This window comes from Gordonia sp. SMJS1 (assembly GCF_029866425.1).
Taxonomy (GTDB): Bacteria; Actinomycetota; Actinomycetes; order Mycobacteriales; family Mycobacteriaceae; genus Gordonia; species Gordonia hongkongensis.
This window is the reverse complement of record NZ_CP123381.1, coordinates 3506197-3530380: the sequence shown is the minus strand read 5'-3', so window position 1 is coordinate 3530380 and position 24184 is coordinate 3506197. Positions and strand designations below refer to the sequence as shown.

Annotated in this window: 26 protein-coding genes; 19 read left to right on the top strand and 7 right to left on the bottom strand. The window is 69.4% G+C overall.

Annotated features, from left to right (window positions below; all coding sequences use genetic code 11):
• Window positions 1-99: 99 nt before the first annotated feature.
• Window positions 100-1107: an NAD(P)H-dependent glycerol-3-phosphate dehydrogenase gene (locus QAD21_RS16125; protein ID WP_058252120.1), complete on the top strand. Its 1008-nt coding sequence runs from the start codon at window positions 100-102 to the stop codon at window positions 1105-1107.
• Window positions 1108-1121: 14 nt separating this feature from the next.
• Here QAD21_RS16125 and QAD21_RS16120 read toward each other — a convergent pair whose 3' ends face one another.
• On the bottom strand, window positions 1122-1715 hold the full coding sequence (locus tag QAD21_RS16120) for a DUF3515 domain-containing protein (RefSeq protein WP_068970242.1): 594 nt from the start codon (window positions 1713-1715) through the stop codon (window positions 1122-1124).
• A gap of 84 nt (window positions 1716-1799) precedes the next feature.
• Window positions 1800-2045: an Lrp/AsnC ligand binding domain-containing protein gene (locus QAD21_RS16115; protein ID WP_058252118.1), complete on the bottom strand. Its 246-nt coding sequence runs from the start codon at window positions 2043-2045 to the stop codon at window positions 1800-1802.
• Window positions 2046-2270: 225 nt separating this feature from the next.
• Here QAD21_RS16115 and QAD21_RS16110 point away from each other — a divergent pair, with 225 nt between their 5' ends.
• The 3 genes from QAD21_RS16110 to QAD21_RS16100 are packed head-to-tail and all read left to right on the top strand — an operon-like array spanning window position 2271 to window position 4577.
• Window positions 2271-3314, top strand: coding sequence for a thiamine-phosphate kinase (locus QAD21_RS16110; protein WP_205333484.1), 1044 nt, complete (start codon window positions 2271-2273; stop codon window positions 3312-3314).
• Between the two features lie 31 nt (window positions 3315-3345).
• Window positions 3346-3867, top strand: a complete 522-nt coding sequence (locus QAD21_RS16105; RefSeq protein WP_058252116.1) for a gamma carbonic anhydrase family protein — start codon at window positions 3346-3348, stop codon at window positions 3865-3867.
• A 26-nt stretch (window positions 3868-3893) separates the two neighbouring features.
• Complete coding sequence (locus QAD21_RS16100; protein WP_065632720.1) at window positions 3894-4577, top strand: uracil-DNA glycosylase; 684 nt, start codon at window positions 3894-3896, stop codon at window positions 4575-4577.
• A gap of 229 nt (window positions 4578-4806) precedes the next feature.
• On the opposite strand, the gene QAD21_RS16095 is transcribed toward QAD21_RS16100, so the two are convergent.
• Both QAD21_RS16095 and rpmB read right to left on the bottom strand, forming a co-directional pair.
• Complete coding sequence (locus QAD21_RS16095) at window positions 4807-5646, bottom strand: enoyl-CoA hydratase-related protein (RefSeq protein WP_205333485.1); 840 nt, start codon at window positions 5644-5646, stop codon at window positions 4807-4809.
• Between the two features lie 107 nt (window positions 5647-5753).
• Entirely contained in the window at window positions 5754-5945 is a 192-nt protein-coding gene (gene rpmB, locus QAD21_RS16090; RefSeq protein WP_004023092.1) for a 50S ribosomal protein L28, read from the bottom strand.
• A 281-nt stretch (window positions 5946-6226) separates the two neighbouring features.
• Between rpmB and QAD21_RS16085 the strand changes: the two genes are divergently transcribed.
• The 3 genes from QAD21_RS16085 (at window position 6227) to QAD21_RS16075 (ending at window position 11009) form a co-directional block, all read left to right on the top strand.
• Window positions 6227-7876 (top strand): DAK2 domain-containing protein, encoded by a 1650-nt coding sequence (locus tag QAD21_RS16085; RefSeq protein ID WP_065632722.1) that lies wholly within the window; start codon window positions 6227-6229, stop codon window positions 7874-7876.
• Window positions 7873-10119: an ATP-dependent DNA helicase RecG gene (gene recG / locus QAD21_RS16080; RefSeq protein WP_205333486.1), complete on the top strand. Its 2247-nt coding sequence runs from the start codon at window positions 7873-7875 to the stop codon at window positions 10117-10119. Before QAD21_RS16085 ends, recG begins: the two co-directional genes overlap by 4 nt.
• A gap of 119 nt (window positions 10120-10238) precedes the next feature.
• Entirely contained in the window at window positions 10239-11009 is a 771-nt protein-coding gene (locus QAD21_RS16075) for an HNH endonuclease family protein (RefSeq protein WP_280359860.1), read from the top strand.
• Window positions 11010-11060: 51 nt separating this feature from the next.
• Here the strand turns inward: QAD21_RS16075 and QAD21_RS16070 are convergent, their stop codons facing one another.
• Together QAD21_RS16070 and QAD21_RS16065 are read right to left on the bottom strand one after the other, a co-directional pair.
• A complete protein-coding gene (locus QAD21_RS16070; protein ID WP_137808989.1) occupies window positions 11061-11666 on the bottom strand; it encodes a DsbA family protein in 606 nt (201 codons plus the stop codon).
• A gap of 37 nt (window positions 11667-11703) precedes the next feature.
• Complete coding sequence (locus QAD21_RS16065) at window positions 11704-12108, bottom strand: DUF302 domain-containing protein (RefSeq protein WP_137808988.1); 405 nt, start codon at window positions 12106-12108, stop codon at window positions 11704-11706.
• Between the two features lie 193 nt (window positions 12109-12301).
• Here QAD21_RS16065 and QAD21_RS16060 point away from each other — a divergent pair, with 193 nt between their 5' ends.
• From QAD21_RS16060 to holA, 12 genes are all read left to right on the top strand, one after another.
• Window positions 12302-12568 carry a metal-sensitive transcriptional regulator gene (locus QAD21_RS16060; RefSeq protein ID WP_137808987.1) on the top strand — a complete coding sequence of 89 codons (267 nt, stop codon included), beginning with the start codon at window positions 12302-12304 and terminating at the stop codon, window positions 12566-12568.
• 105 nt (window positions 12569-12673) lie between these two features.
• Complete coding sequence (locus tag QAD21_RS16055) at window positions 12674-13972, top strand: glutamate-5-semialdehyde dehydrogenase (protein WP_165629839.1); 1299 nt, start codon at window positions 12674-12676, stop codon at window positions 13970-13972.
• On the top strand, window positions 13972-14916 hold the full coding sequence (locus QAD21_RS16050; protein ID WP_175401209.1) for a MoxR family ATPase: 945 nt from the start codon (window positions 13972-13974) through the stop codon (window positions 14914-14916). Before QAD21_RS16055 ends, QAD21_RS16050 begins: the two co-directional genes overlap by 1 nt.
• A complete protein-coding gene (locus QAD21_RS16045) occupies window positions 14916-16310 on the top strand; it encodes a VWA domain-containing protein (RefSeq protein WP_065632726.1) in 1395 nt (464 codons plus the stop codon). Before QAD21_RS16050 ends, QAD21_RS16045 begins: the two co-directional genes overlap by 1 nt.
• A gap of 48 nt (window positions 16311-16358) precedes the next feature.
• Window positions 16359-17138, top strand: a complete 780-nt coding sequence (gene nadD, locus QAD21_RS16040; RefSeq protein WP_068970228.1) for a nicotinate-nucleotide adenylyltransferase — start codon at window positions 16359-16361, stop codon at window positions 17136-17138.
• Between the two features lie 10 nt (window positions 17139-17148).
• Entirely contained in the window at window positions 17149-17511 is a 363-nt protein-coding gene (rsfS, locus tag QAD21_RS16035; protein WP_004023080.1) for a ribosome silencing factor, read from the top strand.
• The gene (locus QAD21_RS16030; protein WP_065632728.1) at window positions 17508-18221 is read left to right on the top strand and encodes a histidine phosphatase family protein; all 714 of its coding nucleotides are present in this window, start codon (window positions 17508-17510) and stop codon (window positions 18219-18221) included. The genes rsfS and QAD21_RS16030 overlap by 4 nt, the downstream gene beginning before the upstream one ends.
• 13 nt (window positions 18222-18234) lie before the next feature.
• Complete coding sequence (gene octT, locus QAD21_RS16025; RefSeq protein ID WP_205333488.1) at window positions 18235-19059, top strand: diglucosylglycerate octanoyltransferase; 825 nt, start codon at window positions 18235-18237, stop codon at window positions 19057-19059.
• 4 nt (window positions 19060-19063) lie between these two features.
• Window positions 19064-19924 carry a DegV family protein gene (locus QAD21_RS16020; protein ID WP_205333489.1) on the top strand — a complete coding sequence of 287 codons (861 nt, stop codon included), beginning with the start codon at window positions 19064-19066 and terminating at the stop codon, window positions 19922-19924.
• A 116-nt stretch (window positions 19925-20040) separates the two neighbouring features.
• Window positions 20041-21042, top strand: coding sequence for a ComEA family DNA-binding protein (locus QAD21_RS16015; RefSeq protein ID WP_205333490.1), 1002 nt, complete (start codon window positions 20041-20043; stop codon window positions 21040-21042).
• 3 nt (window positions 21043-21045) lie between these two features.
• Window positions 21046-22443, top strand: coding sequence for a ComEC/Rec2 family competence protein (locus QAD21_RS16010; protein ID WP_205333491.1), 1398 nt, complete (start codon window positions 21046-21048; stop codon window positions 22441-22443).
• Between the two features lie 87 nt (window positions 22444-22530).
• Complete coding sequence (holA, locus tag QAD21_RS16005; protein WP_068970238.1) at window positions 22531-23499, top strand: DNA polymerase III subunit delta; 969 nt, start codon at window positions 22531-22533, stop codon at window positions 23497-23499.
• A gap of 206 nt (window positions 23500-23705) precedes the next feature.
• Here the strand turns inward: holA and rpsT are convergent, their stop codons facing one another.
• Complete coding sequence (gene rpsT, locus QAD21_RS16000; protein ID WP_004023072.1) at window positions 23706-23966, bottom strand: 30S ribosomal protein S20; 261 nt, start codon at window positions 23964-23966, stop codon at window positions 23706-23708.
• Window positions 23967-24184: the final 218 nt, after the last annotated feature.

Genomic DNA, 24184 nt, shown 5'->3' with positions numbered 1-24184 from the left:
TCGGCCATACCCGGCAGGCACTAGGGTGAGCAGGGTCGGCCGTCCGGCCGGCGCCGGCGGTGGGAATACGGAATTGGGCTTGCCCGGTGGGAGGTTGCGGTGCGCGCAGCGGTGATGGGTGCGGGTTCCTGGGGAACCTCGGTGGCGAAGGTGCTGGTCGATGCCGGTACCGACACCGTGATCTGGGCGCGGCGACCCGAACTCGCCGAGGCGATCAACACCGAGCACGTCAACGCCGACTATCTACCCGGCATCGCGCTGCCCGCCGCGCTCACCGCGACGAGTTCGGCGGTCGATGCCCTGCTCGGCGCCGACGTCGTCGTCTGCGGTGTCCCGTCGCAGTCGTTGCGCCCCAACCTGACGCAGTGGACGCCCTACATCGGGTCGGATGCGTCGTTGGTGTCGCTCGCCAAGGGCATCGAATCCAACACCCTGCTGCGGATGAGTGAGGTCATCGCCGAGGTGACCGGTGTCGCCGACGACCGGATCGCGGTGCTGACCGGGCCGAACCTGGCACGCGAGATCGCGGAGGGTCAACCGGCGGCGACCGTGATCGCCTGTGCCGACGAGGCGCGGGCGGTGACGCTGCAGAGCGCGTTCAGTACGCGATACTTCCGGCCGTACACCAACACCGACGTCGTCGGATGTGAGATCGGCGGCTCTGCGAAGAACGTCATCGCGCTGGCCTGCGGGATGGCCAGCGGCATCGGGTTCGGTCAGAACACCCTGGCGACGATCATCACTCGTGGGCTCGCCGAGACGATCCGGTTGGGCGTCGCGGTGGGCGCGCAGATCGAGACGCTGGCGGGTCTCGCCGGGATCGGGGATCTCGTCGCGACGTGTTCGTCGCCGTTGTCGCGCAACCGCACGTTCGGCGCGCGGCTGGGGGAGGGTGCCACCATGGCGCAGGCTCAGGAGGCCACCAACGGGCAGGTCGCCGAGGGCGTCAAGTCGTGCTCGTCGGTGCGTGCACTGGCCGAGCGACACCAGGTGCCGATGCCGCTCACCGACGCGGTCCACCAGGTCTGTCACGACGGCATGTCGGTGGCCGACGCGGTCAATTCGCTGCTGGGCCGCAGCACCAAGCCGGAGATCTACCGGGACTGAGCGCCCGCCGCCGATCAGCCGAAGTCGAGCGGTCCCCGTTCGAGGGTGCGGTCGATCAGTCCCGAGATGTCGGTGATGGGTCCGTTGCCGGCGTTCGTCGGAATCCACATCGCGACATAGGGCCGGTGGTCGACGCACACATAGGCCTGGCCCGAGCCGTCGACCGTGTCCGTGATGAACCACTGGACCCCGGCCTGGCCGGCGGCGTGGATCTCCTGGAGATTGCTGGTGGGAGACAGCTCGGCAGGTCGGGTCACCCCGCACCGAAGTGTCATGTCGTCGCCCGGGCCGGTCGACGGCCACGTCGCGCGGTCGCCGGAGACCTCTTTGGTACCGAAACCCTCGAAGGTGTCCGGTGCTTCGGTGAGCAAGCGGGTGCACTCCGCGGCGACCGGGCCGACGGAGTCGTAGGACTCGATCGGGGTCACCGGATCGGGGCGCATCGCGGCGAACACGATGAAGCCGGCGAGCACCATCACCGGAATGGCTACCAGGGTCGCGACGAGTGCGGGGCTGAGACGTCCGCCGCCGCCATACCGCGCGGAGTCCTCGGCGGATTCGCCGTCGACGGGATCCTGCTGGGTGTCATCCGAACCTGCTGACGTCACCCCACAACAGTAGGAGTCGGTCTGCCGAACCCGCGCACGGGGACCCGTCACGATCACCCGTCGTCGGCGGCCGGCCGACGCCCCTCAGCGCGTCGTGGGGACCACCGGGCAGGTCAGGGTGCGGGTGATCCCGTCCACCTTCTGGATCTGCGGAACCACGTTCTCGGTCAGGTGGGTGGCATCGGACGCGTCGACCCGGACGATCACGTCGTACGGCCCACTGACCTCTTCCGACGAGGCGACCCCGGCGATCTCGGCGATGGTCGCAGCTGCGAGGGCGGCCCTGCCGACCTCGGTCTGGATCAGTATGTATGCCTGAACCACGGACATCCTCTCCGTCTGTGTCGTACCCGGGCCACATCGTATGGGGCACATCGTCGACACGGGCTGTCGTACCGGCGGCTCGGCGCATGCGCGGTCGCCGGGCAGTGCACGACTGCCGCGGGCGGCCGGACTGTTGCGGATCGCTCTCGCCCGGCGGCCCCATACACTGTGGCACACATTGTCACCGACAACCCCGTGCGCGCGCGACCGGAAGAGGAAAGGCCCCGACGAGTGACCTTCGACGAGACAGGTCGGCAGGACCGCGCGATCGACCGGACCGACACGGTCGGGGCCATCGGTGAGCGTGCCGTGATCGCCGCGTTGACCGCGTCCGCGACCTCCGGTGAGCCCGCCGACGACATCGTGATCGGATCCGGTGACGACGCAGCCGTTCTCGACATCGGGGGATCGGCGGTGATCAGTACCGACACCGTCGTCGAGGGGCGCCACTTCCGATTCGACTGGTCGACGCCGGAGCAGGTCGGCGCCCGCGCGGTGGTGCAGAGTGCCGCCGACGTCGCCGCGATGGGCGGCCGCACAACGGGTCTCGTCGTGTCCATCGCGTGTCCGTCGGACACGCCGGTCGGCGTCGTCCTCGACCTCAACGACGGCGTGGTCCGCGCGGCACACGGACAGGGGGCCCGGGTGCTGGGCGGCGACCTCGTCGCGGCCGGTCAGGTGGTGGTGAGTATCACCGCGGTCGGCGCGCTCGAGGGTCGGCCCCCCGTCTCGCTGGGCGGTGCCCGGCCTGGTGACGTCCTCGCGGTGAGCGGTCCGCTGGGGGCCAGCGCCGCGGGACTCGCGGTGCTGTCCGATCCGCGTCCGGTGGTCAGCGATTGGTCGGAACTGGTTGCACTGCACCGAGTTCCGAACCCCGACCTCACCCAGGGGCCGGTCGCCGCGGCGGCAGGTGCGCACGCCATGACCGACATCTCCGACGGTCTGGTCGAGGAACTGCTCACGATGTCGAGGGCTGCGCAGGTCGCCATGACCGTGCATGGCGACGCCGTACCGCGGCGCCCGGATCTGGCTGCCGCGGCAAGCGAACTCGGGGCGGACGTCGACCGCTGGGTACTGGCCGGCGGCGAGGACCATCACCTGCTCGCGGCGTTCGGCGGGCCCGCGGTGGTGCCGCCAGGGTGGACCGTCATCGGCTCGGTGGGGGAGAAGTCCTCGTCGGCGCCCGAGGTCTGGGTCGACGACCGCCGGGTCGGTGGGCCCGACGGTCTCGAACTGCACGGGTGGCAGTCCTTCGCCGACCCGACTGGTGACTGAGGTCCCCGGGGCGCACCATTAGAGTCGCCTCATGGCGATCTACGCACTCGACGACCGAGAACCGGTCCTGGGACAGGACACCTACGTGCACCCGGACGCGGTGGTGATCGGCGCGGTCACCCTGGGCGACGGTGTCTCGGTGTGGCCGGGCGCGGTACTCCGCGGCGACTACGGGACCATCACCGTCGGCGCCCGCAGCAACATCCAGGACGGCACCGTCATCCACTGCACGGTTCTCGACCCGACCGTGATCGGCGAACGGTGCGTCGTCGGACACAACGCGCACATAGAGGGCGCGACGATCGGAAACGACTGCCTCATCGCCTCGGGATCGGTGGTCCTGAACGGGTCCACGGTCGGCGACGGCGCGATCGTCGGAGCCGGCGCGGTGGTCCCGTTCAAGTTCGACGTTCCCTCGCGACGGATGGCGCTCGGTGTACCGGCCCGGCTCCGCGACGGCTACGAGGTACCGGAGGGGCACACCGAACTCAACTGCGAGATGTACTTCCAGAACGCGCAGCACTATCGCACCGCCCTGAAACGACTGGACTAGCGACCGCCCACGACGGAGGCAATCGAGTGACCGCACCACCCAAACCCCTTGCCGAACTGATCGACCCGGGCTGGGCGCAGGCGCTCGCCCCGGTCGAGCCGCTCATCACCGAGATGGGCCGGTTCCTGCGCACCGAGATCGCCGAGGGGCGGCGCTATCTGCCTGCGGGACAACATGTCCTGCGGGCCTTCACGCGCCCCCTCGACGACGTGCGCGTGCTGATCGTCGGGCAGGATCCATATCCGACGCCGGGACACGCCGTCGGACTGAGCTTCTCGGTGGCGCCCGACGTGCGCCCGATCCCGCGTTCCCTGACGAACATCTACACCGAATACTGCGCCGATCTCGGCTACCCCATGCCGACCACCGGGGATCTCACGCCCTGGGCGGACAACGGTGTGCTTCTGTTGAACCGCGTGCTCACGGTGGCCCCCGGCGAGCCGGCCTCTCACCGGGGGAAGGGCTGGGAAGAGGTGACCGAGTGCGCGATCAAGGCGCTTGCCGCCCGCGACGAGCCGCTCGTCGCGATCCTGTGGGGCCGGGACGCCGCGGGACTGGAGAAGTGGCTGCCCGACGTCCCGACCATCGTGTCGGCGCATCCATCACCGTTGTCGGCCTCGCGCGGGTTCTTCGGGTCCCGACCCTTCAGCCGGGCCAACGAGGAACTGATGGACCTCGGGGCCGAACCGGTGGAGTGGCGTCTGCCGTGACCCTTCGAGGCTCGTCGACCTCGACGCGCTCCTCGCACCTCAGTACCTGCGGCCTGGCGGCCGTCGTGGACTACGAAAGAACACTGTTTGAGCGTCCACATCTCTGCTCCCTGAGGTGCGAGCGAAGCGAGCCACGAAGGGCTCCGCAACCTGTCTCACCAGGCCCTTCGTGGCTCGTCGCTGGCGCTCCTCGCACCTCAGGGAGCAATGGTTATGTAGTTCTTTCGGATCAGGGGGCGGTGGTGGCACGGCCCCGGGTGAAGTCCGGCGCGCGCTTGCCGACGAAGGCGTCAACTCCCTCGATGCCCTCGGGCAGTCCGGACCGTTCGGAGATGGAGCGGGCTTCGAGGGCGAGGTGCTCGACCAACGTGGTGTCGGCGGAGACGGCCAACAGATGCTTGGTCATCGCGTCGGCGTCGCGGGGACCCGACGCGATGGCCTCGGCGGCCGTGCGCGCGGCGGACTCGACCTCGTCGTCGGCGACGATCTCCGACAGCAGCCCCCACTGCTGGGCCTCGTCGGCGCTGATGACGCGGTCGGTCAGGATGATCTGGCGTGCCCGGGCAGCGCCGACGGCGCGGGGGAGGGTCCAGGTGAGACCCCCGTCGGGAGTGAGACCGATACCGCGGTAGGCGGGCCGCAGCCGGGTCGACGGACCACCGACGGCGACGTCGGCGTGCAACACCAGCGACATGCCCGCGCCGGCGGCCCAGCCCTTCGCGGCGACGACGACGGGGCGGTTCGCCTCGTACAGGGCGCCGACGAGCTGATGGAAGTTGTCGGCGATCTCGCGCAGGTAGGTCGGGCGGTCGTCCGCACCGGCGAAGGCGCGGACGTTGCCGCCGGCGCAGAAGTTCTTGCCCAGCCCGACGAGCAGGACCGCCCCCACGTCACGCTGTCCACGCGCGACCTCGCGCAGTGCCTGGGTTCCCGCGGCGAGGGCGGCGTCGTCGAGCGAGTTGCCCGCGCCCGCCGTCGAGACCGCGAGGGTGAGGACGCCGTTGCGCTCGTGCACCAGAGCGTCGGTGTCGTCTACGGCAGCGGGGGCGGTGGGGTTCGATGAGGCCATGCGCGAAACCCTATCGCGCACACGCCAAAGACCCGATGCCGGGGAGCTTGCGCTCATGGCATCGGGTCTCGTGCTCTCGAACTCCCACCCGCGGACGGGCGAGGAGGTCAGACAGCTGCGGTCTTGCCGGCCTTCAGGCAGGAGGTGCAGACGTTCTTGCGCTTGCGGTTGCCGGGGGCGACCTCCACGCGAACGGACTGGATGTTCGGGTTCCAGCGGCGGTTGGTACGGCGGTGCGAGTGAGACACCGACTTGCCGAAGCCCGGGCCCTTGCCGCAAATATCGCAGACGGCAGCCATCGTCGAACTCCCTTGGTAGATGATCATGGTCTGGTGTTCAGCCGCTCGGATCGATCGGCACCACCGGTGGGTGTGCGCGCTCGAGGCGAAAGGCAACCCTGCAAGGATAACCAGGTCGTGGTGGCGTGACCAAATCCGAGCCGATCCGCCACCCGGTCCCGCTCGGGCGCGCCGCACGGTCGGACACCCCGAGTAACCTTGCCCACAACCTCACCAGCCGGTCACGTTGCGCGCGAGAGCACAGTACGTCGCGCGCCGCGTCTGCGAGAAAGAGCCACCGTGTGATCGCCCGCACCGTCAACCCGCAGTTGCTGCGCGATTGGGCCCGAGTCTCGGTCGAACAGCTCGAGTCGCTGCGCGGCGAGATCAACGACCTCAACGTGTTCCCGATCCCCGATTCGGACACCGGGAGCAACATGCTCTTCACGATGCGGGCCGCGGCCGAGGCGGTCGAGAAGACGCCGCCCGACGCGTCGCTGCCCGAGGTCGCCCGCGCGATGGCCGACGGCGCGGTGGCGCAGGCGCGGGGCAACTCGGGGATCATCCTCTCGCAGGTGCTGGTCGGACTCGCGGACGGTGCGGAGATCCTGGGCGACACCGACGCCCTGACCTTCGCCGAGTTCTCGACGCTGGGTCTGCGTCTCGGTTCGCTCGCGGCGACCCGTGCGGTGAGCGAACCGCGCGAGGGTACGGTCCTCACGCTGGTGCGGGTCGCCGCCGAATCGGCCGCGGCGCACGAGCACGAGTCCCCGGCCGACCAGGTGCGCGCCGTCGCCGACGACTGTGCCGAAGCGCTCGAACGCACCCCGGAACAGCTGTCGGTGCTCGCGAACGCGGGCGTGGTGGACGCGGGCGGGCGTGGCTTCCTCGCGATCGTGGACGCCATGGTCAAGGTCATCACCGGCGTCTCGCACCGCCGCCGGCGTTACCGGGGCATCCTCACCGACAGCACCACGCTGGGTCACGGACCGGACGACAGCTGCCTCGACGGGAGCGACCAGGACTTCGAGGTCATGTACCTCCTCGACGGTGCGGCCGGCGAGCAGATCGCCGAACTGCGCGAACGTCTGGACGAACTCGGCGACGCGGTGGTGATCGTCGGCGACAGTTCCAGCGGTGAGGGCGAACGCTTCTCGGTACACGTCCACACCTGCCACCCGGGTGCGGCGGTCGAGGCCGGCGCGGGCCTCGGGCAGCTCTCGGATGTCCGGATCACTTGCTTCGCTCTCGATGCCATTCGGGCACAGGCGGATTCGGCTGAGCCGCCGCCCCGGCACAAACGGGCGGTGGTGGTCGTCGTGTCCGGTGACGGCGCGGCCGAACTGTTCGGCGAGGCCGGTGCGGTCGTGCTGCGCGCCGACGACGGACTCTCCGCCCACGAGCTGGGCCGCGCGATCCGCGACACCGACAGCGCGCACGTCGTCGTCATGGCCAACGGCGCATTGACATCGCAGGATCTCGTCACGGTCGCCACCGAGGTGCGGTCCACCCAGCGCTCGGTCCTGATGCTGCCGACGTCGTCGATGACCCAGTGCCTCGCCGCTCTCGCCGTGCACGATCCGAGCGAGGTCCCCGACGTCGACGCCTACGCGATGGCCGAGGCCGCCGCCGGGGCACGCTGGGGATCGCTGCAGTCGGCGACCACGAGGATGATGACGCTGGCGGGGATGAGCGAGGTCGGTGACGTGCTGGGGCTGATCGGCGACGACGTGCTCGTCGTGGCGCCGGATCAGACGTCGGCGTGCACCGCCCTCGTCGACCTCATGCTCTCCACCGGAGGCGAGCTCGTCACGGTGCTCGCCGGGGTCGAGGTCGACGAGGCCGCCCTCGAGGCCGTCGCGGAGCAGATGCGGCGCAGCTACCCCGGCATCGAATTGGCGGTGTACCGCACCGGACAGCGCACCGATCTCGTCCAGGTGGGTGTGGAGTGACCGAACTGGCACTGTCGGATTCGCTGTCCGACGTCCTGGGGACCAAGCCCGCCGAACAGCTCGCCACCGTCGGCGTGCACACGGTCGGGGAGCTGTTGCGGTACACGCCCCGCCGGTACATCCGACGCGGCCACGTGGTCGACCAGGAGCGGCCCGAACCGGGTGAGTGGCTGACGATCGTCGGACGGATCACCAAGTCCGATCTCATCAAGATGAGGAGCCGCAAAGGGTCGTTCCTCAAGGTGAAGGTCACCGACGACAACGACGTCTACGAGGCCAGCTTCTTCAACGCCCACCGCCTCAAGGGGCTGTTCCGACCCGGTGCACGGGTGATGATGGCCGGCGCGGTCAAGTACTTCCGCGACCAGATCCAGTTGTCGCATCCGGAATGGATGATCCTTCCCGACGGCGATCCGGAGATCGAGGACGTCGTCGGTTCCAAGATGCTGACCGAGATGTACGCGATCGAGGAGCAGATCACCGGAGAGCGCGGCGATCACCCCCTGGTCACCATGTTCGACCGCGACATCCTGCCGATGTACCCGGCCAACAAGAACATTCAGACCTGGGACATCCTCGGCGCGGTCCGCCGGGTCCTGAGTGAGAGCGCGCCGATTCCCGACGCACTCACCGAAGCCGAACGCCGCGCGCGGGGTCTCGTCAGCACCGACGAGGCGATCCGCAAGATCCACCTGCCCGATGCCGAGGACGACGTGAAGGTCGCCGCCCATCGGCTGAAGTTCGATGAGGCGCTGGCCATCCAGACCGTGCTGGCGCAGCGCCGGTTGGCGGGGCGGAGCGAGTCGGCGCCACCGTGTCCACGCGTGCCCGGCGGTCTCGAGGACAAGTTGCGTGACCGACTCCCGTTCACCCTGACCGCCGGTCAGGTCGAGGTGGGGGAGGAGCTCGCCGAGGATCTGGCCCGCGCGCAGCCGATGTCGCGGCTGTTGCAGGGCGAGGTCGGGTCCGGGAAGACACTCGTGTCGTTGCTGGCAATGCTGCGGGTCGTCGACAACGGGTACCAGTGCGCCATCCTGGCCCCGACGGAAGTGCTTGCCGCACAGCACTACCGGACGATGAAGACGATGCTGGGCGACCTCGCCGAGGCGGGCGAACTGACCGCGGCCGACGGCGCGACGCGCCTCGCGCTGCTGACGGGTTCGATGAAGACCAAGGGCCGGCGCGAGACGCTCCTCGACGTGGTGACGGGCCAGGCCGGGATCGTGATCGGGACCCACGCGCTCCTCGAGGACAAGGTCGAGTTCTTCGACCTCGGACTCGTCGTGATCGACGAACAGCACCGCTTCGGCGTGGAGCAGCGAGATGTGTTGCGCGGCAAGGGCCGCGACGGACGGATACCGCATTTCCTCGTGATGACCGCGACGCCGATCCCGCGGACCGTCGCCATGACCGCCTTCGGTGACCTCGAGACCTCGGTCCTCCGGGAGCTGCCGCGCGGTCGGCAGCCGATCACCACGTCGGTGGTGCCCACCGGGAAATCCTCATGGGTCGAACGGGTGTGGTCGCGCGCAAACGAGGAGATCGACGCCGGCCGTCAGGTCTATGTCGTGTGCTCGCGTATCGGCGACGGGCCCGAACCCGAGCCCGACGACAACGAGGAGAAGGGCCCGCGGACGACCTCGGTCCTCGAGCAGTACGAGGCCCTCGTCGCCGGCCCGTTCGCGCACCGACGCGTGGAGCTCCTGCACGGCCGCCTACCCGCCGACGAGAAGAACGCCGTCATGGATGCCTTCGGTCGGGGCGAGGTGGACGTGCTGGTGTCCACCACCGTCATCGAGGTGGGTGTCGACGTGCCCAATGCGACCACGATGGTCATCGTCGACGCCGATCGGTTCGGCGTGAGCCAGCTGCATCAGTTGCGCGGTCGTGTGGGACGCGGGCGGCATGCGGGCCTGTGCCTGCTGATGACGAATGCCCGGGACGGCTCGCCGTCGATGGACCGCCTCCGCGCCGTGGCCGGTTCGAACGACGGATTCGAGCTCGCGCGAGTCGATCTCGAGCAACGCCGGGAGGGTGATCTGCTCGGGTCCCTACAGTCGGGCGTCAACACGTCGTTGCGGTTCCTGTCCCTGCTCGAGGACGTCGAGGTCATCGAGGACGCCCGCGAACTCGCGGAAGACGTGGTGAGCGAGGACATCACGCTGCTCGAACACCGGCCGCTCGCCGACCTCGTCGACGGAATCCTCGTGCCGAACAAGATCGCGTACCTCGACAAGTCCTGACCGGCTCGGCCCGAGCCCAGTTGTCGCGCATCGGTGCGCCTGGCGCCACGTTCTGCGACACCGGTGCCGGGCCGATCGACACACGGAACCAGAAGGTCGCCGTGTGCGTCTGAGAATGCATGGTGATGCGTTCGCCGACGCTGCGACGACTCCGCATGCGGATCCGATGGATGCGCTGGACGCCGCGGGACTCGCCGTCCTGGTCGCCACGGCAGTGGGCGGTGCTCGTCGCCGCCGTCGTCACGGCGGTGGTGGTCGCCGTCGGGGTCGACGCCTTTCGGGCCGGTCCCGACACCGACCCGAGGATTCGGGCGATGGCGGGGCAGGCGGCGTCGTCGCTCGCCTCGATCCCGATCAGTGCGGGGCGTACCGACCGACAGGATTACGACCGGGCCGCGTTCGGCAGCGCCTGGTCGGACGCCGGGTCCGTTCCCGGAGGCGGCAACGGGTGCGACACCCGTAACGACGTGCTGGCTCGGGATCTCCACGACATCCGAGCCGGCCCGACGTCGAGTTGTCCGCGTGCCGTACTGGCGGGCGAACTGCGGAGCCCGTACACCGGCGACTTCGTCGTCTTCCGGCGCGATCGGAGCGCGTCGGCGGTGCAGATCGACCACATCGTCCCGCTGTCGTATGCCTGGGACATGGGAGCGTGGGCGTGGCCGCCCGACCGGCGGTTGGACTTCGCGAACGACCCCGCCAATCTCGTTGCCGTCGACGGGCGTTCGAACCAGGACAAGAGCGACTCCGAACCCGCGCGCTGGATGCCACCGGCCCGTGGATTCTGGTGCCAGTACGCGATTCAGTTCGTGATCGTCACGGCTACATACGGATTGGCGATCGACGAACCCTCCCGACGCGTCCTGTCGGAGGCGCTGCGGTGTGAGTGACGCCGCGGCGCCGATGACAGGGTGGAGCGGACTCCGGCCGGGCCCCGGGGATCACGGCGAGAAGGACGGCGGACCGTCGGCGGGACGCTTGATTTGCGCGAAGGCCTCGGTGCCGGCGAGGGTCACGAGTGCGGAGAAGAGCGCCTCCGCGTCGTCCCCGGTCGGGATGTCGGAGAGGACGGGACCGAAGAAATGGTTGCTGTCGATCCCGGTGATGGGGCTGCCGCCGGCCTCGCCCAGAGCATCCTGGCCGCGTTGATGCGACGCGCGCAGGGCGTCGTCGAACGATTCGTCGTCCATGGCCTCGGCCAGGCCGGCGGGGAGGCCGGTGTCGACGAGGATTTCCGACACCGTCGCGGGAGTCATCTCGTCGCCCGCGTGGTGCAGCCGTCGGCCGATCGCCGAGTAGAGCGGTTCGAGGGAGTCGGTCCCGGACTCGTCGACGGCCGCCATCAACACACGTCCGAGCCTCCGCGAGGTGTCGAGTTGCTGCCGCTGCTCGTCGGAATCCGGCTCCTGGTCCTCGTTCAGGATGGCCAGACTCATCACGTGCCAGTCGACGGAGGCATCGTGTGCCTGCGCCTGGTCGATGAGCCACCGCGAGGCCGCCCACGCGAAGGGGCACACGGGGTCGAAGTGGAAATCGAAGTGGGTCATGAGAACTCCGTTGGTCTCGGACGAATGTGCAAGGGGTTCAGGACTGTGCGGTCAGGGAATCGATCGCGGCGCGCAACTTCACCGCGGCATCACGTGCGACCGGTTCGAGGTCCGGTTCGCCCGAGACCTGGACCATGAGATCGGGGTTCATCGCCTCGACGAGCGTGTGGTCGGGGTTCCCCGGGTCGGAGCGGACGACGACGTTGCACGGCAACAGCAACCCGATCTGCCGCTGGACGCCGAGCGCCCGATGCGCCAGCGGCGGATTGCACGCGCCGAGTATCAAGTACGGCTCCATGTCCTCGTCGAGTTTCGTCTTGAGCGTCGCCTGGACGTCGATCTCGGTGAGAACGCCGAATCCCTGGTCGGCGAGTGCGGTGCGGGTTCGTTCGACGGCCTCCGCGAACGGGACCGGCAGCGTGGTGGCCAGAGCGAGAGACATCGCGATTCCTTTCTGTTCGATGGCACGGTAGATACCCCCTGGGGTATTGCACCCGGGGACCACCATACCCCAGGGGGTATCGTGGTCGCCGACACCGATGTCGGGTACCGATCTACGTGGCCGGCCAAACCACGGCCGACCCGCTCGGGTCGCCCGTACGTGGTGCCGCCACCCGCGAACTGGAGGAGAAGTGATGACCGGTGACGACGAGACGACGGCCGCGGTCCTCAACCGGTTACGCCGAGCTCAGGGGCAACTCGCCGGTGTGATCGCGATGATCGAGGCGGGGCGCGACTGCAAGGACGTCGTCACCCAGCTCGCCGCGGTGTCCCGCGCGCTCGACCGCGCCGGCTTCAAGATCGTGGCCTCGGGAATGCGGCAGTGCATCGAGACCGTTGACGGTGAGCAACCGCCGTTGACCGAGGCAGAGCTGGAGAAACTCTTCCTCACACTCGCCTGAGGCGCCGACCGTGGATCTCGTTGGGGACTCCGAACCTGCGGCGTTACTCTGAGAACGGCACTGTCCGGGCGGTTGCGCCCGGAACCACCGAAGTCGAGGATGTTGATGAGCGCACCCACCGCAGAGCAGTCCGTCGCCGAAGGCGGCTCCGGCGCCGAGAAGTCCGACACCGAGAAGGTCGTTCTCGGGCTTGCCCGTGCCGCCAAGTCGGCGTCCCGCTCGCTGAGCGGTCTGACGACCGCGGGCAAGAACGAGGTCCTGCTCGCCGCGGCCGACGCCATCGAGGCGGCCACCGACACCATCCTCGCCGCGAACGCGGAGGACATCGCACGTGCCGAGGCGGCCGACATCGAGGTGAGCCTGCTCGACCGGCTGCGGCTCGACGCCTCGCGCGTGGCCGGTATCGCCAACGGTCTGCGGCAGGTCGCCGTGCTCCCCGACCCGATCGGTGAGGTGGTTGCGGGGAAGACCCTCCCCAACGGGCTGCAGCTGCGTCAGCTGCGCGTGCCCCTGGGGGTCGTGGGCATCGTGTACGAAGCGCGCCCCAACGTCACCGTCGATGCGTTCGGGATCTCCTTCAAGTCCGGGAACGCGGTGCTGCTGCGTGGCTCGTCGTCGGCGGCGGCGTCGAACGCCGAACTCGTGCGCGTGCTGCGGGAGACCCTGTCGGCCAAGGGGGTCAGCGCGGATGCAGTGTCGCTGCTGCCCAGCGACGATCGGTCCAGCGTGACCGCGCTCATCCGGGCGCGCGGACTCGTGGACGTGGTCATCCCCCGTGGCGGCGCGGGCCTCATCGAGGCCGTGGTGTCGAATGCGACGGTCCCGACGATCGAGACCGGCGTCGGCAACTGCCACGTCTACGTCCACGCACTCGCCGACCTCGATGTCGCGGCGCGTGTCATCCTCAACTCCAAGACCCGCCGGCCGAGTGTCTGCAACACCGCGGAGACCGTGCTCATCGACAAGGCCGTCGCGGCCGACGCGCTGCCGCGGATCACCTCGGTGCTGCAGACCCAGGGCGTGGTCATCCACGGCGACGAGCCGGGTATGGAGCCGGCCACCGAGGACGACTGGTCCATGGAATACCTGTCGATGGACATCGCGATGAAGGTGGTCGACGGGCTCGACGCCGCGGTCGCCCACATCGACACCTACGGAACCGGCCACACCGAAGCGATCATCACCACCGACCTGGCGGCCGCCGACGAGTTCACCCGGCGGGTGGATGCCGCCGCCGTCATGGTCAACGCATCGACCGCCTTCACCGACGGCGAGCAGTTCGGCTTCGGCGCCGAGATCGGCATCTCCACCCAGAAGCTCCATGCCCGCGGCCCGATGGGTCTGCCGGAACTGACCTCGACCAAATGGGTGGTCTGGGGCAACGGCCACGTGCGGCCCGCCTGATGAGCGCGACGACCCCGGACGCGGGGACCGCGGGATACACCGGCTCGGGCCCGGCCGTCGTGCCGTCGTTCGAGGGTGTCGACGACGTCGTCGGTCGCCTTCGCGCGACGGGTTACCTCGCCGACGACGCGACCGCGACCTCGACCTTCCTGGCCGACCGTCTCGGCAAGCCGTTGCTGGTCGAGGGGCCGGCGGGTGTCGGCAAGACCGAACTCGCCCGGTCCATCGCGGCGGCCACGGATGCCGAACTCATCCGCCTGCAGTGCTACGAGGGCATCGACGAGGCCCGCGCGCTGTACGAGTGGAATCACGCCAAGCAGATCCTGCACATCCAGGCGACGGGGGACCGCGCGTGGGATGAGGCCAAGGCCGACATCTTCTCCGACGAGTTCCTCCTGCCGCGGCCGCTGCTCAAGGCGATCTCGCGCGAGGGTGCCACCGTGCTCCTCATCGACGAGGTCGACAAGGCCGACGTCGACATGGAGGGTCTGCTGCTGGAAGTGCTCAGCGATTTCGCGATCACCATCCCGGAGATGGGAACCGTTGCCGCTCAGCGTCGTCCGATCGTCTTGCTGACATCGAACGCGACCCGTGAACTGTCCGAGGCACTCAAGCGTCGTTGTCTGTACCTCTACATCGACTTCCCGGATGCCGAGCGCGAGAAGGAGATCCTCGCGTCGCGGGTGCCGAACCTGTCGGATTCGCTGAGCGCCGAGCTGGTGCGGATCGTCGGTGTCCTGCGCACACTCGACATCCGCAAGAAGCCGTCGGTGGCCGAGACGATCGACTGGGCGAACACGCTGTTGGCGCTGGGAGCCGGGGAGAAGGCCACGGCGAAGAGCGGTGGCGGATTCGACGACGGACTCATAGCGCGGACGCTCGGTGTCGTGCTGAAGCACCGGCCGGACCTCAAGACGGCTCTCAAAGAACTCAAGCTGGGCTGATGACGGCTCCGCTCGTCGCGCACCTCACCGATTTCGTCGACGAGTTGCGTCGTCGCGGGATCGTGGTCGGGCCGTCGGCGCTGATCGATGCGGCGAGTGCCATGGAGGTCCTCGACCTCCTCGAACGCCCCCGTCTACGCGAGGGGCTCGCGACGACACTGCTCGTCGATCACGCCCATCGCGGTGTGTTCGACCGGGTCTTCGACCTGTGGTTCCCGGTCGGCGCCGGAATGCGCACCGTGACCGAGGATCTTCCGCGCACCCCCGACGGCGAGCTCGATGTCGAGGCGGTCCGGGACGCGCTGGCGGAGATGCTCGCCGACGACGCGTCGGCGAACGACGGCCGGCTCGACCAGGCCATCGCGATGATCGTCGACGAGTTGGGGCGTTACGGATCGACTCGGGGCGAGGCGTTCTCGGCCTATCAGGCCATCACCGCGGTGAGTCCGCAGACACTGATCGCGAAGATCGCGGCGGCCATGGCCGGGGATGGCGACGGGGACGGCGGGCGGGCCGGTACGGAACCGCTCTACCGGCAGGCGGCGCGCCAGAAGGCCAACGATCTGCGTGCGGCGATCGAGCGAGAGACCCAGCGGCGCATGGCCGACCGCAACGGCCGCGAGAAGGTCGGTGCCTATGCGGTGCCCCCGTTACCGGAGAACGTCAACTTCCTGTCGGCGGGTGCCAAAGAACAGGTGGAGATCCGCAAGACCATCGAACCACTGGCCAGATTGCTGGCCGCGAAGCTCGAGACGAGGCGACGGCGCGCTCACCGCGGCGCGGTCGACGTCCGGAAGACGCTGCGCGCCTCGATGTCCACCGGTGGGGTGCCCATCGAACTCAGTCACCGCAAGCCCCGACCGGGGCGGCCCGAACTCATCATCATCTGCGACGTCTCGGGGTCGGTGGCCGGGTTCAGTCAGTTCACGTTGCGCTTGGTGTATGCACTGCGGCAACAGTTCTCGAAGGTGCGGGTGTTCGCCTTCGTCGACACCGTCGACGAGGTGACCGATTACTTCGACCACGGCGAAGAGGATTTCGGTGCGGCGATGCACCACATGATCTCCACCGCGCGGATCTCCACCCGCGACGGTCACTCGGACTACGGCAACATGCTGGCCGGGTTCGTCGCCGACTACGGCGATACGCTGACCCACCGGGGTGCGTTGCTGATCCTCGGGGACGGGCGGAACAACTATCACGATCCGCACGCCGACGCGCTCGCCGAACTGGTGGAACGGGCCCGGCACGCCTACTGGCTCAACCCGGAGGCCAAGCAGCACTGGGGCACGGGTGACTCGGTCGCGACCGATTACGCGGACGTGATCGACATGTTCGAATGCCGGAACGCCACACAACTGGGCACGGTCATCGCCGACCTCCTGCCGATCTGACCAGCGCTGCCGATTCGCGTCAGTGCTCGACGCGTAGACTGACCGTCCATGTCACCCGACCGCCCGCGTGCGCGCCGTATCGGCGTGATGGGCGGCACGTTCGATCCGATCCACAACGGGCACCTCGTCGCGGCCAGCGAGGTCGCCCACCGGTTCTCGCTGGACGAGGTGATCTTCGTCCCGACCGGCCGTCCCTGGCAGAAGATCGGCGAGGCGACGACGGTGAGCCCGCCGGAGGACCGCTACCTCATGACGGTCATCGCGACCGCGTCGAATCCGCAGTTCAGCGTCAGTCGTGTCGACATCGACCGCGACGGCGACACCTACACCGTGGACACGCTCCGCGACCTGCGAGCGCTGCTTCCGGAAGCCCAGCTGTACTTCATCACCGGTGCCGACGCGCTGGAATCCATCCTGTCGTGGCAGGACTGGGAGGAGCTGTTCGGCCTCGCCCGATTCGTCGGCGTGAGCCGCCCGGGGTACGAGCTCGACGCCACGCACCTGGCCCACCATCTCGAGGCCATGCCCGCCGACACCCTGCATCTGCTGGAGATCCCGGCGCTGGCGATCTCGTCCACCGAGTGCCGGACGCGCGCGTTGCAGGGTCGGCCCGTCTGGTACCTGGTGCCCGACGGCGTCGTGCAGTACATCGCCAAGCGGAAGCTGTATCGTGCGCCCCGGGCGTCGTCGCCCGGTGTCTCCGCCCCGGCGCTTCCGGGGGCCAACCGCCCCGAGCGGCTCCCGCCCGAGGAAATTCCTCCCGGGGAGTTGCAGGGCGATACCGACGGGTTGGGCCGCGACCTGGGCGAACAGGCCGTGACCGAATGAGAGGACAAGTGTGACTGCGTCAGCTGAAGCGCTGGAGATGGCCAAGGTGGCCGCCCTGGCCGCGGCCGAGAAGCTCGCCCATGAGGTGACGGTGATCGACGTGTCGGAGCAGTTGGTGATCACCGACGCCTTCGTGATCGCCTCCGCCGACAACGAGCGTCAGGTGAACTCGATCGTCGACGAGGTCGAGGAGAAGCTGCGGGAGGCCGGCCACAAGCCGCTGCGGCGCGAGGGCACGCGCGAAGGTCGTTGGGCACTGCTCGATTACGCCGACATCGTGGTGCACATCCAGCACACCGATGAACGACGCTTCTACGCGCTGGAGAGTCTGTGGAAGGACTGCCCGGTGGTCGAGGTGGACGGGCTGTCGTGAGTGGCGGTCCCGACTCACACGACACCGCCGTCGAACGTCTCACCCCGGTGGTGCGGCGCCTGATCCTGTTGCGGCACGGGCAGACCGAGTACAACGCGGCGAGTCGGATGCAAGGCCAGATCGACACCGACTTGTCCGAACTCGGTGTCCGGCAAGCTGGTTCGGCGGCGGTCGAGCTCGCCAAGCGGCAACCGGTGGTCATCTGGTCGTCGGACCTGCGGCGGGCCCGCGACACCGCCGAGGCACTCGCGCATCGAACCGGTCTGCCGGTGACCACCGACGTACGCCTACGGGAGACACACCTCGGTGAGTGGCAGGGTCTGACGCACCTCGACGTCGATGCCGCGATGCCGGGCGCGCGCGCCGTCTGGCGCGATGACGCGACCTGGACGCCGCCGGGTGGGGAGAGCCGCGTCGACGTCGCCCGCCGCTCCACCCCCCTGGTCGACGAGTTGATCGAGCTGCTGCCGGAGTGGGGCGTCGGCGACAACCCGGAGGCGCCGGTGGTGCTGGTGGCCCACGGGGGAGTGATCGCGGCGATGACCGCGGCGCTGCTCGGGCTGCCGGTCGAGAACTGGCCCGTCTTCGGGGGGCTCGCGAACACGAGTTGGGTGCAGCTGTCGGGGCACAGCATGCCCGGCGAACTGCCGCGGTGGCGCCTGGACGTGTGGAACGCGTCCGCCGAGGACTCCGACCCGGCGGTGCAGTGAGCGACGTCCGCCGATGACCGAGGCCGCCGGACCCGGTCCATCCGCTGCCGATGCGCGGGAGCGATGTGTGCTGGTGTTGTCCGACTCGCTCGCGTACTACGGTCCGCAGGGCGGTCTGCCCGCGGATGACCCTCGGATCTGGCCGATGCTCGTGGGCGCTGCGACGCGTTCGGAGGTGCGGCTGTTCGGCCGGATCGGGTGGACGAGCCGGGACGTCTGGTGGGCCCTCACCCAGGACCCGAACATCTGGGCCACCGTGCCCCGCGCCGACGTCGTCGTGCTCGCATTCGGAGGGATGGACACTCTGCCCTCGCCGCTTCCGACGGCTTTCCGGGAGCAGATCCGCTACATCAGGCCGAACGGGTTGCGGCAGCGAATACGCGCGGCCTATGCGTGGATACAACCGCGGGGGTCGCACCTCGGATGGCCGCTCGCGCTGCCGCCGCACGTCACGATCGAGTACCTGGAGAAGATCCGCGCGGCGCTCGCCCAGTTGCGTCCGGACCTCCCGATCGTCGTGTGCCTGCCGCCCACCCACCGCAGCCCGTATTACGGCAACGTCCATGCCGGGCGGATCCCGACGACCGCGGCGATGTCGCGATGGGCGTCGAGCCACGGCCTACCGAGTGTCGACTTCTACCCGGTCACCCGGGACGCCTTCGACGACGACACCGCCGAGATGAATCCCGACGGAATCCACTGGGGTTTCTCGTGCCATCGGGGCATCGCCGACGTTGTCGCCCCGGTCGTCGACGCCGTCCGGCGGCGCGCGAACCGCGACGCCGGGGGCCCGACCCCGACGCCCGTGGAGGCCCGGCGCGTGAACCCGTTAACGTAGACGCGTGCCTGTCGTCGTCGTCACAGACTCCTCGTCCCGACTGCCGCGGTCGGTGACCGAGCACTACGGGATACGGCAGGTCCCATTGCACCTCGCCGTCGGCGACGAGGACTACCGCGAAGGTGTCGACGACATCCCGGCCGACATCGTGACGACGCCGGGCGTGACCACCTCCGGCGCCAACCCCAACGATCTCTCCGAACATTTCGAGTCCGCGCTCGAGGCGAGTCAGGGTGCCGGCGTCGTCGCCGTCCACATGTCGCGCCGGTTGTCGGGGACCTGGAGTTCGGCGCGGATGGCTGCGGAGAAGTTCTCCGGGCAGGTTCGGGTCGTCGATTCCCGATCTGTCGGTCTCGCAGTCGGTTTCACCGCCGTCGCGGCCGCCCAGGCCGCCGCCGGGGGAGCCGACCGGGACCGCGTGTACGAGTCCGCCATCCGACAGGCAGCGACCGTCGACTCGCTGTTGTGTGTGCAGCAGCTCGACAATCTGCGCAACAGTGGCCGGATCAGCGCCGCGGGCAAGCTCTTCGGATCGGCGCTGTCCATCAAACCGATCCTGCACATGGTCGACGGGACCCTGACGCTGAAGGAACGTCATCGCACGTTCTCCAAGGCGCTGGACAAGATGGTCGACGCCGCCGCCGACTCCGCGGGCGGGCGCGCGGTCACGGTCGGCATCCAGCACTGTCAGAGCCCGGACGTCGCCGAGGAACTGCGCGCGGCCGTCCACGCCAAGCTGCGGGTGGTGACCTCCGAGCTGACCGTTGATCTCGGTCCCATCCTCGGCGCCCACGTCGGCCCCGGCGCGGTGGGCGTCGTGATCGCCGCGCACCTCGAACCGATCGAGGGTCTCGGCGAGTCCTAGCGGTCCGGCGCGCCGGGCTCGGCGCCATCCACAGCTCGCGCTGACCGTCCACAGATCGCGGGTTCTGCGGTTCGCGTGCGGAGCAGCGGCGGCTGTGCGACCTAGCGTGTGGCGTCATGAGCGCATCAGGACGGCGGAACCCGCTGGACCGGCTGGCGCCGGTGGCCGATCTGCCGGACCGACGGGACGGTACGGCAGGCATCGACCCCGTGTCGCCGCCGCTCGCGCCGGACATCGACGACCGGCTCGGCCCCGTCGAGGAACCCGAGCATCCCGGGTGGGGGATCGGCGGGATGCCGACGTGGCTTGACACGCCGGCGCGAACCCAGCGGCGACGGTCGGACGCCGACGGCGGCGACAGTGTCGGCGGCGACGGTGCCGAGGATGACGATGACTTCGACGACGATCCCATCCCTCGGCGGCGCTTCGCGGTCGCGCCACCGGCAGCTCTCGCGCTGATCGCGGTCGGTGTCGTCGTCTGTGCCGTCGCGGCCTTCGGACTGTTCCGCGGGTCGGGGTCGGCGCCGGTCGTGGATTTCGGTGCGGTGGCCGGCACCTCGTCGATGTCGGACCCGTCGACGCCGCCGGCCGTGCCGACCGAATCGATCCCGGCGCAGATGGTGGTCAGTGTCGTCGGTTTGGTGCACACGCCGGGTCTGGTGCAACTCACGCCCGGGGCGCGGGTCGCCGACGCGATCGACCGGGCGGGAGGTGCGCGCAAGAACGCGGATCTGCTGTCGCTGAACCTCGCGCAGGTCCTCCGGGACGGCGATCAGATCCTCGTCGGCTACGCGGGCGGGCAGGGCGAGATGTCGCTGCGCAGCGCCGTCGTCGGGGCTTCCGGCGCGCCGCCCGCACCCGCGGGTGCACCCCCGGCAGATGCAGGGGCGCCCGCCGGCGGTTCGGGTGGTCCGCCGGCCACCGGCGGACTCGTGAACCTCAACACCGCCACCGAGGCCGACCTCGACGAGTTGCCCGGGGTGGGGCCGGTGACCGCGAAGGCCATCCTGTCGTGGAGGGATCGCAACGGGCGCTTCAGCTCCGTGGACCAGCTCGCCGAGGTCGACGGGATCGGTCCGGCACGCCTGGCCAGACTGCGCGATCTCGTGACGGTCTGACGGGTGGACTACCGCCTGCTGGTACCGGCGGTGGCGGTGTGGTCGGTGACGGCGTTCGGGCTGGTGATGCCGCCCGGGTACACGCTCGGGCTGGCGATCTGTTCGGGCGCGGTGGCCTCGGTCGGCACGCTGGTCTGTGCCGGCGGCCGGTTCGGATGGGACGCGGTCGGTTTAATCATCGTCGTGGCCGGACTCGCCGCGGTGTGCGCGACTTCCTTGGCGATCCGGCAGGAGGTCCGCTCCGATCACCCGCTGGCCGCGTCGACCGGGAAGTCGACGGTCGTACTTACCGTGCGTGGGGACCCGGTGGTTGTCGGGCCCTCGTCGGCCGGACGCGTCCGTCTGCGCGTCGACGTGGAACAGGTTGGTTCGCATCGTGTTCCGACGGCTTCCGCCGACCTGATGGGGGATCTCGGGGAGTGGTCGGGACTGTTGCCCGGGCAACGGGTGCTCACGGTCGCGCGGGTGCGGCCGCCGCCCGAGCACTCGCTGCTGGTGGCGACCCTGACTGCGCAGCAGCCCCGGGTCGTCGGCTCGCCGCCCGCCCACCAGCAGGTGGCCGGTGCGATCCGGGAACGGTTGCAGGTGTTGGCCGCGCGGGCGCTCGACGAGGACGCGGCCGGACTCCTGCCCGGCCTCGTGCTCGGCGACGAGAGCTCCCTCGACGACGGCCTGCGGGACGATTTCCGCGACGCCGGCCTGAGCCATCTGACCGCGGTGAGCGGCAGCAATTTCGCGATCGTCTGCGGGGCAGCGCTTCTCGTGGTTCGCAGTGCGGGTGTGCCACCGCGGGCGGCCGCGGTCGTCGGGCTGGTGGTGATCCTGGCATTCGTGGTGCTCGTCCGGCCGTCGCCTAGTGTCGTGCGTGCCGCGTTGATGGGAGCGGTGGGTGTGTTGGCGCTCTTCGCCTCTCGTCGGGCGCAGGCGTTCCCGGCGCTCGGTGCGGCGGTCGTCGGCGGACTCCTGTGGTGGCCCGAGCTGGCGCTGCAACCGGGGTTCGCCTTGTCGGTGGCCGCCACCGCCGCCATCGTGCTGTGGGCTCCACGACTCCGTGACCGGTTGCGCGAGTGGCGTTGTCCGCCGGGTGTCGCCGAGGTGTTTGCGATGGCGGTCACCGCGCAGGTGGTGACGGCGCCGATCGTGGTCGTGGTGACCGGTACGTTCTCGGTGGTGGGGATCGTCGCGAATCTCCTGGTCGCCCCGGTGGTCGCGGTGATCAGCGTCGTCGGCACCCTCGCCGCACTCATCGGCGCGATCGGGCCGCCCGACGGCGTCGGCGCGCTCGTGGGTGAACTGCTGGTGCGCGCCCTCGCCCCCGAACTGTGGTGGATGGTCGTGTGCGCGCGCACCCTTGGTGGCGTGGGCTGGGCGAGTGTGGAGGTGTGGTCCCCGTTCGGATGAGGCCTGCGACGCTCCGTCGTGTCGCGTGGCCGACCGCCGGCGTCGGGCGCTGCGACCGTGTCGGCGCCGTCTGGCACCATTGTCGCCGTGACCGATCGCCTGCACCTGCTGCTCGGAGATGACGACTTCCTCACCGGCCGGGTGATCTCGGCCGTGGTCGACGCCGCGTCGAAAGCGGCGGGTACCCCGGTGCCGGTGACCCGGGTACGTGCCGGCGACGTGAGCGAACACGAACTCGCAGAGCTGCTCAGTCCGTCGCTGTTCGCCGAAGAGCGGATCGTCGTCGTCGAGGCCGCTGCCGACGCGGGCAAGGAGCCGGCCGCGCTCATCGCCGCGACCGCGTCGTCGCTGCCCGAGGGCATCACGCTGATGGTGATCCATCACGGCGGAGGCCGCGCGAAGTCGATGGTCCCCGCGTTGAAGAAGGCCGGCGCCGTCGAACACGAGACGACCGCCCCGAAGTGGCCGTCGGAGCGAATGACGTTCGTGCGCAACGAGTTTCGTTCGCTGGGCGTGAAGGTCGGCGCCGATGTCGTCGAGCAGGTGGTCGAGGGCGTCGGATCGGAACTGCGCGAGCTGGCCGCCGCGTGCGCGCAACTCGTGGCCGACACCGGCGGCAAGGTCGATCGCGACACCGTGCGCCTGTACTACCAGGGCCGCCCCGAGGTGACCGGATTCGAGGTGGCCGACCGGGCTGTGACGGGCGACCGTGCCGGCGCGCTGGAATCCCTGGCCTGGGCACTGCACCACGGCGTACCGCGGGTGCTGCTGGCCGACGCCCTCGCCGAGGCCGTCCACGCCATCGCTCGCATCCGGCCCATGGGGTCGATCAACCACTTCGATGCGGCCCGCGAACTCGGCATGCCGCCCAACCGGGTCAAGAACGTGCAGGCGAAGGCCAAGGCGTGGGACGCGGAGTCGATCGCGCGGGCGGTCGGCGTGGTCGCGGCGCTCAACGCGGATGTGAAGGGGCAGGCCGCCGACCCCGATTACAGCCTGACCCACGCCGTCGCCACGGTCGCCGACCTCCGGCCGGACGGGCGTCGGCGGAGCTGACGCCACGCGGCCGGTCTTGAGTCGGCCGTCGGACGGGAGTGGCTTCGACTCGGCGCCTCGCTCCGCTCGGGGCCGGCTCAACCAGCGGTAGGGCGCCAGACAGAAACGTCGATCACCCCGGCAACCGCGTGGATGCTGCCGGGGTGATCGAGGTATGGAGATGTGGCGACGGATCAACCGTCGGGCCGACCGGGGTCGGCGTCAGATCAGAGCTTGTTGACCGCGAGGGCGATGGCCGACTTCTTGTTGGCGGCCTGGTTGGCGTGGATGACGCCCTTGCTGGCAGCCTTGTCGAGCTTGCGGCTGGCGGTCTGGCCGAGCTCGGCGGCCTTCGCCTTGTCGCCGGACTCGACAGCCTCACGGAAGCTGCGGATCGCGGTACGAAGGGCCGACTTCACCGACTGGTTGCGCTGGCGGTTCGCTTCATTGGTGCGATTGCGCTTGATCTGAGACTTGATGTTTGCCACGCGTGTTACCTCTGTCGTTGCTGGTGGATATGTCTGTCTGTTCGGGTCGGACGGTCGGCCCTGGGGCTGAACTCGCACCGGGCGGTGTCGGCACGTGAAGCATCTTCACGGCGTCACCGCAACAGCGCACAACATTACCAGCCGGGGTCAGCCCGCCAAAATCCGTGCGTCGGGAACGGCGGGCCGCCGCGTCGGCCAATAAGAATCATCGTGAACTT

Bases quoted from the DNA above. Each gene is read 5' to 3' on its own strand.
- QAD21_RS16115 (WP_058252118.1), bottom strand. From the start codon at position 2,045: ATGTCCGTGGTTCAGGCATACATACTGATCCAGACCGAGGTCGGCAGG.
- QAD21_RS16105 (WP_058252116.1), top strand. From the start codon at position 3,346: ATGGCGATCTACGCACTCGACGACCGAGAACCGGTCCTGGGACAGGAC.
- QAD21_RS16095 (WP_205333485.1), bottom strand. From the start codon at position 5,646: ATGGCCTCATCGAACCCCACCGCCCCCGCTGCCGTAGACGACACCGAC.
- rpmB (WP_004023092.1), bottom strand. From the start codon at position 5,945: ATGGCTGCCGTCTGCGATATTTGCGGCAAGGGCCCGGGCTTCGGCAAG.
- QAD21_RS16075 (WP_280359860.1), top strand. From the start codon at position 10,239: ATGGTGATGCGTTCGCCGACGCTGCGACGACTCCGCATGCGGATCCGA.
- QAD21_RS16070 (WP_137808989.1), bottom strand. From the start codon at position 11,666: ATGACCCACTTCGATTTCCACTTCGACCCCGTGTGCCCCTTCGCGTGG.
- QAD21_RS16065 (WP_137808988.1), bottom strand. From the start codon at position 12,108: ATGTCTCTCGCTCTGGCCACCACGCTGCCGGTCCCGTTCGCGGAGGCC.
- QAD21_RS16060 (WP_137808987.1), top strand. From the start codon at position 12,302: ATGACCGGTGACGACGAGACGACGGCCGCGGTCCTCAACCGGTTACGC.
- QAD21_RS16055 (WP_165629839.1), top strand. From the start codon at position 12,674: ATGAGCGCACCCACCGCAGAGCAGTCCGTCGCCGAAGGCGGCTCCGGC.
- QAD21_RS16050 (WP_175401209.1), top strand. From the start codon at position 13,972: ATGAGCGCGACGACCCCGGACGCGGGGACCGCGGGATACACCGGCTCG.
- QAD21_RS16045 (WP_065632726.1), top strand. From the start codon at position 14,916: ATGACGGCTCCGCTCGTCGCGCACCTCACCGATTTCGTCGACGAGTTG.
- nadD (WP_068970228.1), top strand. From the start codon at position 16,359: ATGTCACCCGACCGCCCGCGTGCGCGCCGTATCGGCGTGATGGGCGGC.
- octT (WP_205333488.1), top strand. From the start codon at position 18,235: ATGACCGAGGCCGCCGGACCCGGTCCATCCGCTGCCGATGCGCGGGAG.
- QAD21_RS16015 (WP_205333490.1), top strand. From the start codon at position 20,041: ATGAGCGCATCAGGACGGCGGAACCCGCTGGACCGGCTGGCGCCGGTG.